Genomic DNA, 11,618 nt, shown 5'->3' on the forward strand with positions numbered 1-11,618 from the left:
CGCCCCTATTGCGGAGCTTCGAATGATCCAGGCAGATTTCATCATCATTGGCGGCGGTATCGCCGGAGCGTCCACCGGCTACTGGCTGTCGCCCCATGGCCGGGTGGTTGTGCTGGAACGTGAATCCCATCCCGCCTATCACTCCACCGGCCGCTCCGCGGCGCTCTATACCGCCGCCTACGGCACCGCCCAGGTGCGCGCCCTGACCCTGGCCAGCCGGGCTTTCTTCGACCACCCGCCGCAGGGTTTCTGCGAGCACCCGCTGCTGACCCCGCGGGGTGAAATGACCGTGGACTTCAACGGTGATCCGGCCGAGCTGAACAACCAGTACCTGAGCGCCAGGGCCACGGTGCCGGAGATGCAACTGCTGAGCGCCGACGAAGCCTGCGCGCGCCTGCCGATCCTGCGCCGGGAAAAGGTCCATGGCGCGCTCTACGACCCCAGCGCCAGCGATATCGACACCGACGCCCTGCACCAGGGCTACCTGCGGGGCATCCGTCGCAACCAGGGCCAGGTCTGCACCGACCATGAGGTGCTGGGGATCGAGCGCGACAGCCAAGGGCAGTGGCAGGTGCGAACGACCGCTCAGGCGTTCAGTGCGCCGGTGTTGATCAATGCCGCCGGGGCCTGGGCCGACCACATCGGCACAATGGCCGGAGCCCGCGCCCTGGGCCTGCAGCCCAAGCGCCGCGCGGCTTTCATCTTCGCCGCCGCCGAAGGCCTGGACTTTCACCACTGGCCAATGCTGGTGAGCCTGGATGAATCCTTCTACATGAAGCCCGACGCCGGCATGTTCCTCGGCTCACCGGCCAATGCCGATCCGGTTGAACCCCACGATGTGCAACCCGAAGAACTGGACATTGCCCTGGGTATCCACCAGATCGAAGAAGCCACCACCCTGAGCATCCGTCGTCCGACCCGGACCTGGGCCGGGCTGCGCAGCTTTGTCAGCGACGGCGATCTGCTGGCCGGTTTCGACCTGCAGGTTCCGGGGCTGTTCTGGGTTGCAGGCCAGGGCGGCTACGGTATCCAGACCTCGCCGGCCATGGGCCAGGCCAGCGCCGCCCTGGTGCGAGGTGCCCCCTTGCCGGAACACCTGACCCGCTTCGGCCTCACGCCTGCCATGCTCTCCCCGGCCCGCCTCGACCGAACCACCGGTTGAGGCGCCCCCAACGATTGCGGCACACTCCCAGCGCCCGCTGCCGGCGGGCGCTGAAGCTGCCTGGAGTACGACCATGACCTCACCTGCAAAGGACCCTGCCCTGGACAATTTCCGGGCGATTGCCGATGCCATTGCCACCCTGTTCTTCCCCCATGCCGAGGTGGTGCTCCACGACCTGCGTACACAGAAGATCGACTACATCGCCAACAACCTGTCCAAACGCGAAGTGGGCGACGACGCAGCCCTGGAAGACCTGCTCAGCGGCGACCGCGACGAACGCAACATCGGCCCCTATGAAAAGCTCAACTGGGACGGACAGAAGATCCGCAGCCTCAGCAGCGTGCTGCGCGACAGCCAGGGCCAGCCCCAGGCGGTGCTGTGCATCAACCTGAACATCTCGCTGTTCGAAAACGCCAAGGCGGCGCTGGACCTGTTTCTGTCACCGAGCAAACTGATTCCCCAGCCCGACTCGCTGTTTCGCGATGACTGGCAGGAGCGGATCAACACCTTCCTGCACAACTGGCTGCGCGAGCGCCAGCTGGGGCTGAACCTGCTGACCCGCGATCACAAGCGCGAACTGGTGCTGGCGCTGCACGCCGAGGGCGCCTTCAAGGGCAAGAGCGCCTCCAACTACGTGGCCAACGTGCTGAACATGGGCCGGGCGACGGTATACAAGCACCTGAAGGAATTGAAGGGACAATAAAGGTTCACGAGCAAGCTCGCTCCTACGCGGAATTGCACAACACCTGTAGGAGCGAGCTCGCTCGCGAAGGCGTCCTCAAGAACGCCACAATGTCTCAATCCCCATAGATATCCGACTTGAAGTACTTGGCCTGGATCTTCTGATATTCACCATTGGCCCGAATATCATCGATGGCCTTGTTCAACTCGCCCACCAGTTCACTGTTGCCCTTGCGCACGGCAATCCCGGCGCCCTCGCCGACGTACTTCGGATCTTTGAGCTCAGGCCCGACAAAGGCGTAGTCGGCCCCCCGGGGCATCGACAGAAAGTCGGCCAGCGGAATGCTGTCGGCAAAGATCGCGTCCAGGCGCCCGGCCGCCAGGTCCATGTAGATCTCTTCGTTGTTGCTGTAGCGCACCACCTTGATGCCCTTGGGCTCGAACACCTCCGTGGCATAGCGGTCGGTGGTGGTGGAGCGCTGCACGCCCACGGTCTTGCCCTTGAGGCTGGCGTACTGGTCGTCCACCTCGGCGCCCTTCTTCATCACCAGGCGCGACGACGTGAAGTAGTACTTGTGGGTGAAATCCACGGATTTGCGGCGCTCGGCGGTAATGGTCATGGAGGACAGCGCAGCGTCGATCTTCTTCACCTTCAGCGAAGGAATCAGGCCGTCGAACTCGCCCTCGATCCACTCGCACTTGACCTGCATCTGCGCGCATAGGGCATTGCCGATGTCGTAGTCGAAACCACCGATCTTGCCCTCGGCGGTCTTGAAGGCAAATGGCGGGTACGCCGCCTCGATGCCCAGGCGCAGGGTCTTTTCGGCCGCGAACAGGCTGCTGCACGCCAACAGGCTCAAGGCCAGGCCACTGATCAGGGGGAGTTTTTTCATGTTCGTTCTCTCGCGGGTTGTTGTTGGTTTGGCAAGACAGAAAGAAGAGGAGAAACAGGCGACGCTTTATTTGTACTTGTTAATCCATACTGGACTTTTACGTACATATCGTCAACGACGCGCGCAACGACTTATCCCCAGCGGTCGGCGGGAACAGTCGCAGTCGATTGCAGGTTGGATTGCGGCGGGCTCAGGCGCCGCCGGCAAGTATCAGGGGATCAGTCTTTCCAGCGCGCGGCCGCCGCGTGATCACTGTCGCGGCCTTCCACCCAGCGCGGGCCGTCGGCGGTGTTTTCCTTTTTCCAGAACGGCGCCCGGGTCTTGAGGTAGTCCATGACAAAGGCACAGGCATCGAACGCAGCCTGGCGATGGGCACTGGCCGCGCCGACAAACACAATGGGCTCGCCCGGCTCCAGGGCGCCGATGCGGTGCAGGACTTCCAGTTGCAACAGCGGCCAGCGCTGCTCGGCTTCGGCGGCGATCTTGCCCAGGGCCTTTTCGGTCATGCCCGGGTAGTGCTCAAGAAACATGCCGTGGACATCCTGCCCATCGTTGAAATCGCGCACGTAGCCGACAAAGCTGACCACCGCACCCACCCCGGTATCCGCGGCGTGCATGGCGTTGACTTCAGCCCCGGGATCGAACGCTGCTGACTGCACTCGAATCGCCATCTCAACCTCCGGTCACCGTGGGAAAAAACGCCACTTCGTCGCCGTCTTCCAGGGGTTCGTCCAGCTGGCACAGCTCTTCATTGCGGGCGCACATCAGGTTCTGCTCGGCCAATACCTCGGCCCCGTCCCGGGACAGCAACGCCTGGCGCACATCCTCGACCTGCTGGAACACGCCTTCGATCTCCAGCCCGTCAATGCCCAGGGCCTCGCGGTAGCGAGCGAAAAACTTCACCGAGATCTTCATGCCTGATCCGCCTGGTAATGGCCGCTCTTGCCGCCGAGCTTCTCCAGCACCCGAACGCTGTCGATGGTCATGCCCCGGTCCACCGCCTTGCACATGTCATAGATGGTCAGCGCGGCGACGCTGGCGGCGGTCAGCGCCTCCATTTCCACCCCGGTCTGCCCCGATAGCTTGCAACGCGCAACGATGTGCACGCAGTCCTCGCCTTCGGCACTGAGCTCGACCTTGACACTGGTAAGCATCAACGGATGGCACAGGGGGATCAGGTCACTGGTTTTCTTTGCCGCCTGGATCCCGGCGATGCGCGCCACGGCGAATACATCGCCCTTGGGGTGACCGCCGCTGACGATCATCTGCAGGGTTTGCGGGAGCATGCGCACCCGCGCTTCGGCCACCGCCTCGCGAAAGGTCACGGCCTTGTCGGTGACGTCGACCATATTGGCGCGCCCCTGGGAATCGAGATGAGTCAGCACGGCGTTACTCCTGATCTGGTGGCGGCGATTGTAAACCCGCGGGTCAGTTTTCCGCACCCTGCAGCCCCGCCCCCCGGGGGAAAACAATCCTGCCCGAGATGGTCAGCCGGCCTGTCTGGCCCAGGGTCCCAGAGGACGATCAGCGTGGCGAATACCCAGCATAAGAACAAAGAATTGGCGCCATTATATTAATAAAAGTACAACTTCCCGGAAAAAGGAAACGAAAAAACATGGCATTTCTAATATCAATCCTCCTAAGCCTCCTGGCCGGTTTCGCAGTACCACTACAAGCAGGAACCAATTCAAGACTTGGACACCTATTAGGCCATCCACTATGGGCCACCGGGGTATCACTACTTGTCAGCCTACTGGCACTTATTGCTGTAATAATCTTTATTAAAGTTCCTCGCCCCAACTTCGCAGCCGCTCAGGAAGGCCCCTGGTGGATCTGGATGGGCGGGATTGCCGGTGTGTTCTACATCACCGTCGCCCTACTGATGGCGCCACGCCTAGGGGCCCTCAACTTCATCATGACAGTGATTGTCGGACAACTGATCATTTCCTTGCTCATCGACTATTTCGGTTTGGTCGGTCTTCCACGCCAAACAATAAGCATGCAAAAACTCATTGGCGTATTAGTCGTCATTGGTGGATTCATCATTACCACTCGCGGCTAGCCATAAGAACAACGCAACAACCGATAACAACCAGAAACAACCTGCCCAACTATTTCCTCATCGGAAAGTTAATAACACTCAGCCGACCAGATAGGTGAACAATGACCAGTCAAGCTGCAACTTATGACTCCATCGGTGAACGCTTTGAAGACTTTACCGACACCGCCTCGCAACGCTCGGTAGAAACCGAAACCTTCTTCCATATGGTGGGAGCCATCCAAGGCAAATCCGTCCTGGACCTGGCCTGCGGCTTCGGCTACTTCGGCCGCGAGCTTTACCACCAGGGCGCCAGCAAGGTGGTCGGGGTAGATATTTCCTCATCGATGATCGAACTGGCACGCAAGGAATCGGCGCGCAACCAGGAGGCCATCGAGTATCACGTCGCCAACGTCTGCGACATGGGCGTACTGGGGCACTTCGACCGCGTCACTGCGGCCTGGCTGTTCAATTACGCGCAATCGCCACAAGAGCTGGAAAAGATGTTCAAGGTCGTGGCCAGGAACATGGTCCCCGGCGGCAAACTCATCGCCTACACCGTGGACCCGGGCTTCGAGTTGCAACGCGGCAACTTCACCAAGTACGGCGTCCACGTACTCAGCGAAGAAGCCCATGCCGGTGGCTTCCGCCATCACGCCGAGTTCGTTACCCAACCGCCCAGCGCCTTCACCTTCCACCGCTGGAGCCGCGACACCTACGAGCACGCCATCCTCAAGGCCGGCTTCTCCAAGCTGCAGTGGCAGAAGCCAATCATCTCCGTCGCCAATCGTGCCAAGCATCCCGTCGGCTACTGGGACGATTTCGAGCGCAACTGCCTGCAAACCGGGCTGATCTGCACCCTGTGACCGCCCCTCTCCCCTCAACCAGATGCAGGACAAGAAGTACTATGAATTCCAAGGGTTTTGCTCACTGGCCAGTGTTCGACGGCCCCCTGACAGCCGAAATGACCGACAGGCAATTGATGGGCCTCGCGGAACACTTTCAGCCAGGCATCGAGCTTTCGCTGCCCCTGGCAGTCTGGCGGCAGTTGTCCGACAAATCGGCGGAGCAGTTGGCCCTGGGGGTGGAAAACCCTGACGCTCCCCTGTCATGGCGCCTGGCCTCGGCACGGCTGCTGGCACAGACCATGGACCCACGCCTGGATGTACTCAACCCGCCGATGATCACCATCGAAGGCGGCCAGGTCGAGATCGGCCTGGAGGAGTCGGCCATCGACCAGGTGCTGCAGCGCATGCAGGGCCTGGGGCTGGACCGCAGCTGGATCGAGAAGGAGGCCCCGCGCCACCAGGTGGAGCTCAAGCCCTACGCCATTGGCAAGTACCCGGTAACCAACCTGGAATACCGGGCATTCCTGGAGGATTCGCAGTACCCCGCCATCCCCGGCAACTGGCTTTTCGGCCAGTTCCCCAGCGAACGCGCCAACCATCCGGTCTATGGCCTGAGCGCCGGCGATGCCGACGTCTACTGCCAGTGGCTGGCGGCCCGTACCGGTCGCTCGTTCCGCCTGCCCAGCGAAGCGGAATGGGAGTTTGCCGCCGCCGGCCATGAAAACCTCGAATACCCCTGGGGCGACCAGTTTCTGCCCCTGCACGCCAACACCGCGGAAATGGGCCTGTTCGCCACCACCCCGGTAGGTGCCCTGCCCGAGGGCGCATCGCCCTTCGGCTGCATGGACATGGCCGGAAACGTCGAAGAATACGTGGCCGATGACTACGCCCCCTACCCCGGCGGCAACGCCGTCATCGACGACCTGGTGACCGTGGTCGGCACCCACCGGATTGCCCGCGGCGGCAGCTTCACGCGCTTTCGCGACTTGACCCGCAACTGCCGTCGACACGGCAAATACCCCAGGGAGATCTACGTGATGGGCTTCAGGCTCGCCGAGAGCCTCTGACCCGGCATTTCTACTTTTGCAACCAAACAATTACACGTTCAACGTCAAAGAACGGAAGGGATTTCCATGAACACACTCAGCATCAGAAACCAGGTCGACATCCCCCTGAACGACTCGCCCACCCCCGGCACTTTCTACAGTTTCAGCGGCCTGGAGGCGGCCCATGAACACATCCTGATCAAGCTGGGCCCCGCCAGCGAACACAGCCCCCTGGTGCGCATTCATTCCGAATGCCTGACCGGCGATGTCTTCAACTCCCAGCGCTGCGATTGCGGCCCGCAACTGAGCGAGTCCATCTCGCGCATGCAGGAAGAAGGCGGCTACCTCATCTACCTGCGCCAGGAAGGCCGGGGCATCGGCCTGTACGCCAAGCTGGATGCCTACCGCCTGCAAGACGGCGGCATGGACACCTTCGAAGCCAACAGCCACTTGAACTTCCCCGAGGACGGCCGGGACTTCTCCATGGCCGCCAGGATGCTCAAGGCCCTGGGCGTGCAGCACTGCCGCCTGATCACCAACAACCCGGACAAGGTCCAGGCCCTGAAGGACAACGGCATCATCGTGGACAGCACCATCCCCACCGGGGTCTTCCTCACCCGGCACAACAGCCACTACCTGCAAGCCAAGAAAGACAAGAAGCACCACCTCATCGATCTCATCAAATAGAAGAGCCTGCCTCCCCCGGAGCCCGCGGGCCGGGGGACGGCTGCCCGTCATCCGCCAACGCATTATTAAGGACAATAATCATGAGACATTTCGGGCCCATCAGCGGCATCGCCACGTTCAAGGACACCTACGTCGCCACCGCCGGCTACGACAACCAGGTGATCCTCTGGGATGCCAGGACCCGGACCCCGATCCAGCGGGTCCTTCACGATCACCTGGCCAACCAGTGCGCATTCAACGCCGCCGGCACGCTGCTGGTAAGCGCCAGCAGCGACTACACCGCGCGGGTCTGGGAAGTGCCGTCCCTGCGCCTGAAGACCGTGCTCATCGGCCATGACGACGACATCGAGATGGCCGCCTTCTCCCCGGACGGCCAGACCATCGCCACCTGCTCCCGGGACCACAGCATCCGCCTGTTCAACCTCAGCGGCCAGACCCTGCGGATCCTCCACGGCCACACCGCCGACGTGATCTCGGTGTGCTGGTCGGCCGATGGCCAGACCCTGGTGTCGAGCAGCGATGACGGTTCGATCCGGCGCTGGGATGCCAATACCGGGCAACAGCTGGAAACCATCGACCTGGGCGGCGTGGAAACCGACACCGTGGCCCTGTCCCGCGAGGGCATCATTTTCGCCGGCGACGACGAAGGCAAGATCTCCATCATCAGCCCCCGCGGCACCCTGCTGCAGCCCGCCCACAGCGCCGGGATCAAGCGCATCATCTGGGACGACAGCCAGCGCCTGCTGATCAGCCTCAGCTACGACCGCTCGGTCATGCTCTGGCACCTCAAGCAGGACGGCACCCTGGTCAAGACCGCGGAAACCTCCCTGCCGAGCATCATCTGGCCACGCAGTTGCGCGCTGCTGGGCAGCCATCGCATCGCCTTCGTCACCTTCGGCTCGCGCTATGCCACCTGGGATTTCGCCACCCAGACCTGGGACCTCAGCGGCATCGAACCGGCGGTCAGCCTCAACGCCGTGGCGGTGGTCGGCGAAGACGTCTACAGCATCGGCGACGCCGGCATCCTGCATATCAACGGCCAACCCAGCATCAAGGCCGGCAGCCTGTGCAACTTCCTCCTGCCCTTTGGCGACAGTGTGTTGACCGGCGGCCAGATGGGCACGGTGTTCGACGCCCGCACCGGCGCCACCCTGTACCAGCACCGCTCGCCCCTGAACTGCGGCACCACCTTCATCAAGGACGGAGCCTTGCACGCAGCCATCGGCACCTACACCGGCGAAGCGCTGATCTTCTGCCTGGACCAGCAACAGCCGCGCTTCGTCACCCAGGTGCGCATGCATGAGAACGCCATCAAAGGCATCGCCGCCGATGAAACCTACATTTTCAGCGTGTGCGCCACCGCAGCCGCGGCCTTCTTCCGGATTGCCGACTTCGGCCTGGAAACCTACCTGGACAAGGCCCACGAGCGGATCTCCAACGGCTGCACGCAGATCCAGGGCGGCTTCGCCAGCATCGGTCGCGACCTGAAACTGCGCCTGTGGCGCGATGGCGCCAGCGAGGTGTTCGACACGCCCCACAGCCACTCGATCAAGTGCATCGCCATCTCCCGCGACCGCTCGATGATCGCCACCGGCAGCTACGGCGGCACCGTGGCCGTCTTCGATCTGAAAAAGCGCGTCTGGGCCAGCGTGGAGAAACCCACCGCCAGCGGCATTTCCTGCCTGATCCATGACGCCAGCGGCGAAGGTTTCCTGGCCAGCGCCTACGACGGCCGGATCTACCCGATCACGCCCCCGGCCGCTGTCCAGTCGGCGCGCCCATGACCTACTTCAGCGAAGTCGACTTCCAGCACATGCAGCACGCCCTGTCCCTGGCAGAACGGGGCAGCCACTCCACCTGGCCCAATCCGCGGGTGGGTTGCGTGATCGCCCATGGCTCGCAAGTGGTCGGCGAAGGCTGGCATCGGCGGGCCGGCGGGCCCCACGCCGAGGTGTTCGCCCTGCGCCAGGCCGGTGGCCTGGCGCGGGGGGCCACCGCCTACGTGACCATGGAACCCTGCAGCCATGTCGGACGCACCGGTGCCTGCCATCAGGCCCTGATCGACAGCGGCGTGCACAGCGTGGTGGTGGCCCATCAGGACCCGTTCGAACAGGTCAACGGCCAGGGCATCGCCCAACTGCGCAACGCCGGAATCGAGGTGCGGGTCGGCCTGCTGGAATCGGCGGCCCAGGAGTTGAACCGCGGCTTTCTGTCCACGGTGCGGCGCCAGCGGCCCTGGGTGCAACTGAAAATGGGCATGAGCCTGGACGGGCGCACGGCCCTGGACAATGGGCGCTCGAAGTGGATCACCAGCACCCGGGCCCGGGCCGACGTGCAGTATTGGCGGGCCCGCAGCTCGGCGATCCTCACCGGCAGCGGTACTGTCCTGGCGGACGACCCACTGCTCACGGTACGCCAGCTGTCCTCCCCGGAGGCCCTGGCGCCAGTACGTGTGGTGCTCGACAGCCAGGGCCGGGTGCCCGCCACGGCGCGGGTGTTCAACGACCAGGCGCCGAGCCTGCACGTGGTGCACCGGGAGTGCCCGCTGGCCAGCAGCGACAGCGAGCAGGTCATGGCGCTGCCCGGGGACGACCAGGGCCTGCACCTTGAGCAGTTGCTGCACAACCTCAGCCAGCGCGGCCTGCACGACCTGCTGGTGGAAGCCGGCCCGACACTGGCCGGCAACCTGCTCAAGGCGCATCTGGTGGATGAGTTGCTGTTGTACGTGGCTCCGCGCCTGCTGGGGGATCTGGCCCGGCCGCTGGTGCACCTGCCGTGCTTCGACCGCCTGGAGGAGGCCCTGGACTTTGCCCTGTATGACGTCAGCCAGCTGGGGCCGGACCTGCGTCTGCGCCTGCGGCCGGCTCAGCCGCCGAGCGCGCTATGAGCGACCACCTGCTTGACCTGCTCACGCAACCAGACATGGGCCGGTTCATTGTCGAAACGCTGATGCCAGATCTGCACGAAGGGAAACGGCGGAATCGGCAACGGCGGTCGCAGCTGGATCAGGTCCTGGTTAAGCAGCGCTTCGTCCAGGGTGCGAGTGGCCACCGTGAGAATCAGGTCGGTGTTGTGAATCATGCTGGGGGCAGTGCGCCAATGGGGCACGCTCACGGCTATCCGCCGCTGCAGCCCTTCGTCGCGCAGCAGGCTGTCCACCTCGCCGTTGGCGCTGCCATCCATCGACACCAGGATGTGTGGCCGGGCCAGGTAGCTGTCCAGGTCCAGCGTGCCGTCGGCCGGCAATGTGCGTCGATCGAGGAGGCAGGAGAAGGTTTCCTCGAACAGTACCTCGGTGGAAATGTCGCCGGACAGGTTGGGAAACACCCCCAGGGCCAGGTCGATCTTGCCCTGGGAAACCTGCTCGAACATTCCGTGCCGGGTGTCCTGGGTCACCACCAAGGTGGTGTTCGGCGCATCGCGGCGCAAGCGCACCATCAGGTTGGGCAGCACCAGCGCGGCGCCGTAGTCGGACATCGCCAGGGTGAAGATGCGCTGGGAACTGGCGGGGTCGAAGTCGATGGACTTGCCGAACAGGGTTTCGATCTGGCCGAGGATTTCCCGCAGCGGCTGCTGGATGTTCTGGGCCAGGGAACTGAGCACCAGTTCGCTGCCCCGGCGAATCAGGATCGGGTCATCCAGCAACCCGCGCAACTTGCTCAACGAGTGGCTGATGGCCGGCTGGCTCAAGTGCAGGCGCAAGGCCGTGCGGGTGACATGTTTTTCTGTCAGCAGGGCATCAAGCACCACCAGCAGGTTCAAATCGATATTGCGCAGTAAGACCGTGACCATCCTGTCATTTCCAACTCAGGGAGCAAGGTCCCAAAAGGAGCAACACATGCTGCAACTCAAACGAATTATTGAAACAGCCCTTTATGTGAACGATCTCGACATCGCGAAAGAATTCTACGCAAAAACCTTCCAGCTGGAAGTCATGGTCGAGAGCGATGTCCTCGTGGCGCTGAACATCGGCGGCCAGAATACCCTGTTGCTGTTCAAGCGGGGCGCCTCGCTGCACACCAAATACCTCAGCGGCGGCGAGATCCCGCCCCACGATGCCAGCGGGCGGATCCATGTGTGCTTTGCCATCGACAAGCAGGACCTGCCCGGCTGGAAGGAACGCCTGGCCCACTCCGGCATTCCCCTGGAAGGTCGTACCGAATGGCCCAAGGGCGGCTCCAGCATCTATTTCCGCGACCCGGATGAAAACCTCGTCGAGCTGCTCACCCCCGGTTGCTGGCCGATCTACTGAAACTGCAACTG

General features: G+C 62.9%; 14 protein-coding genes. 9 read left to right on the top strand and 5 right to left on the bottom strand.

The window, feature by feature from the left end; translation table 11 throughout:
- The first annotated feature begins 22 nt into the window (after positions 1 to 22).
- Positions 23 to 1,162, top strand: a complete 1,140-nt coding sequence (locus A9971_RS14825) for an FAD-binding oxidoreductase (RefSeq protein ID WP_077933385.1) — start codon at positions 23 to 25, stop codon at positions 1,160 to 1,162.
- Between the two features lie 73 nt (positions 1,163 to 1,235).
- Complete coding sequence (locus tag A9971_RS14830; protein ID WP_011059395.1) at positions 1,236 to 1,865, top strand: transcriptional regulator; 630 nt, start codon at positions 1,236 to 1,238, stop codon at positions 1,863 to 1,865.
- A gap of 94 nt (positions 1,866 to 1,959) precedes the next feature.
- Here A9971_RS14830 and A9971_RS14835 read toward each other — a convergent pair whose 3' ends face one another.
- From A9971_RS14835 to moaC, 4 genes are all read right to left on the bottom strand, one after another.
- On the bottom strand, positions 1,960 to 2,736 hold the full coding sequence (locus A9971_RS14835) for an ABC transporter substrate-binding protein (protein ID WP_019094752.1): 777 nt from the start codon (positions 2,734 to 2,736) through the stop codon (positions 1,960 to 1,962).
- A 218-nt stretch (positions 2,737 to 2,954) separates the two neighbouring features.
- Positions 2,955 to 3,407 (bottom strand): molybdopterin synthase catalytic subunit MoaE, encoded by a 453-nt coding sequence (gene moaE, locus A9971_RS14840; RefSeq protein WP_015634248.1) that lies wholly within the window; start codon positions 3,405 to 3,407, stop codon positions 2,955 to 2,957.
- A gap of 1 nt (position 3,408) precedes the next feature.
- Entirely contained in the window at positions 3,409 to 3,651 is a 243-nt protein-coding gene (locus tag A9971_RS14845) for a MoaD/ThiS family protein (RefSeq protein WP_011059392.1), read from the bottom strand.
- A complete protein-coding gene (moaC, locus tag A9971_RS14850; RefSeq protein WP_011059391.1) occupies positions 3,648 to 4,121 on the bottom strand; it encodes a cyclic pyranopterin monophosphate synthase MoaC in 474 nt (157 codons plus the stop codon). Before moaC ends, A9971_RS14845 begins: the two co-directional genes overlap by 4 nt.
- Positions 4,122 to 4,351: 230 nt before the next feature.
- Between moaC and A9971_RS14855 the strand changes: the two genes are divergently transcribed.
- The 6 genes from A9971_RS14855 (at position 4,352) to ribD (ending at position 10,242) form a co-directional block, all read left to right on the top strand.
- On the top strand, positions 4,352 to 4,798 hold the full coding sequence (locus A9971_RS14855; RefSeq protein ID WP_011059390.1) for a DMT family transporter: 447 nt from the start codon (positions 4,352 to 4,354) through the stop codon (positions 4,796 to 4,798).
- 101 nt (positions 4,799 to 4,899) lie between these two features.
- The gene (locus A9971_RS14860) at positions 4,900 to 5,640 is read left to right on the top strand and encodes a class I SAM-dependent methyltransferase (protein WP_015634246.1); all 741 of its coding nucleotides are present in this window, start codon (positions 4,900 to 4,902) and stop codon (positions 5,638 to 5,640) included.
- Positions 5,641 to 5,681: 41 nt separating this feature from the next.
- Positions 5,682 to 6,689, top strand: a complete 1,008-nt coding sequence (locus A9971_RS14865) for an SUMF1/EgtB/PvdO family nonheme iron enzyme (RefSeq protein ID WP_183001362.1) — start codon at positions 5,682 to 5,684, stop codon at positions 6,687 to 6,689.
- 66 nt (positions 6,690 to 6,755) lie between these two features.
- Complete coding sequence (gene ribA / locus A9971_RS14870; RefSeq protein ID WP_011059387.1) at positions 6,756 to 7,355, top strand: GTP cyclohydrolase II; 600 nt, start codon at positions 6,756 to 6,758, stop codon at positions 7,353 to 7,355.
- 80 nt (positions 7,356 to 7,435) lie between these two features.
- The gene (locus tag A9971_RS14875; protein ID WP_015634244.1) at positions 7,436 to 9,139 is read left to right on the top strand and encodes a WD40 repeat domain-containing protein; all 1,704 of its coding nucleotides are present in this window, start codon (positions 7,436 to 7,438) and stop codon (positions 9,137 to 9,139) included.
- Positions 9,136 to 10,242, top strand: coding sequence for a bifunctional diaminohydroxyphosphoribosylaminopyrimidine deaminase/5-amino-6-(5-phosphoribosylamino)uracil reductase RibD (gene ribD / locus A9971_RS14880; protein ID WP_011059385.1), 1,107 nt, complete (start codon positions 9,136 to 9,138; stop codon positions 10,240 to 10,242). Before A9971_RS14875 ends, ribD begins: the two co-directional genes overlap by 4 nt.
- Here the strand turns inward: ribD and A9971_RS14885 are convergent.
- Entirely contained in the window at positions 10,221 to 11,147 is a 927-nt protein-coding gene (locus A9971_RS14885; protein WP_011059384.1) for a LysR family transcriptional regulator, read from the bottom strand. The genes ribD and A9971_RS14885 overlap by 22 nt on opposite strands.
- Positions 11,148 to 11,193: 46 nt before the next feature.
- Here A9971_RS14885 and A9971_RS14890 point away from each other — a divergent pair, with 46 nt between their 5' ends.
- Positions 11,194 to 11,607: a VOC family protein gene (locus A9971_RS14890; RefSeq protein ID WP_015634243.1), complete on the top strand. Its 414-nt coding sequence runs from the start codon at positions 11,194 to 11,196 to the stop codon at positions 11,605 to 11,607.
- Positions 11,608 to 11,618: the final 11 nt, after the last annotated feature.

Source organism: Pseudomonas sp. UME65, from assembly GCF_014170225.1.
GTDB lineage: Bacteria > Pseudomonadota > Gammaproteobacteria > Pseudomonadales > Pseudomonadaceae > Aquipseudomonas > Aquipseudomonas protegens.

Bases quoted from the DNA above. Each gene is read 5' to 3' on its own strand.
- A9971_RS14825 (WP_077933385.1), top strand. From the start codon at position 23: ATGATCCAGGCAGATTTCATCATCATTGGCGGCGGTATCGCCGGAGCG.
- A9971_RS14830 (WP_011059395.1), top strand. From the start codon at position 1,236: ATGACCTCACCTGCAAAGGACCCTGCCCTGGACAATTTCCGGGCGATT.
- A9971_RS14835 (WP_019094752.1), bottom strand. From the start codon at position 2,736: ATGAAAAAACTCCCCCTGATCAGTGGCCTGGCCTTGAGCCTGTTGGCG.
- moaE (WP_015634248.1), bottom strand. From the start codon at position 3,407: ATGGCGATTCGAGTGCAGTCAGCAGCGTTCGATCCCGGGGCTGAAGTC.
- A9971_RS14845 (WP_011059392.1), bottom strand. From the start codon at position 3,651: ATGAAGATCTCGGTGAAGTTTTTCGCTCGCTACCGCGAGGCCCTGGGC.
- A9971_RS14855 (WP_011059390.1), top strand. From the start codon at position 4,352: ATGGCATTTCTAATATCAATCCTCCTAAGCCTCCTGGCCGGTTTCGCA.
- A9971_RS14860 (WP_015634246.1), top strand. From the start codon at position 4,900: ATGACCAGTCAAGCTGCAACTTATGACTCCATCGGTGAACGCTTTGAA.
- A9971_RS14865 (WP_183001362.1), top strand. From the start codon at position 5,682: ATGAATTCCAAGGGTTTTGCTCACTGGCCAGTGTTCGACGGCCCCCTG.
- ribA (WP_011059387.1), top strand. From the start codon at position 6,756: ATGAACACACTCAGCATCAGAAACCAGGTCGACATCCCCCTGAACGAC.
- A9971_RS14875 (WP_015634244.1), top strand. From the start codon at position 7,436: ATGAGACATTTCGGGCCCATCAGCGGCATCGCCACGTTCAAGGACACC.
- ribD (WP_011059385.1), top strand. From the start codon at position 9,136: ATGACCTACTTCAGCGAAGTCGACTTCCAGCACATGCAGCACGCCCTG.
- A9971_RS14885 (WP_011059384.1), bottom strand. From the start codon at position 11,147: ATGGTCACGGTCTTACTGCGCAATATCGATTTGAACCTGCTGGTGGTG.
- A9971_RS14890 (WP_015634243.1), top strand. From the start codon at position 11,194: ATGCTGCAACTCAAACGAATTATTGAAACAGCCCTTTATGTGAACGAT.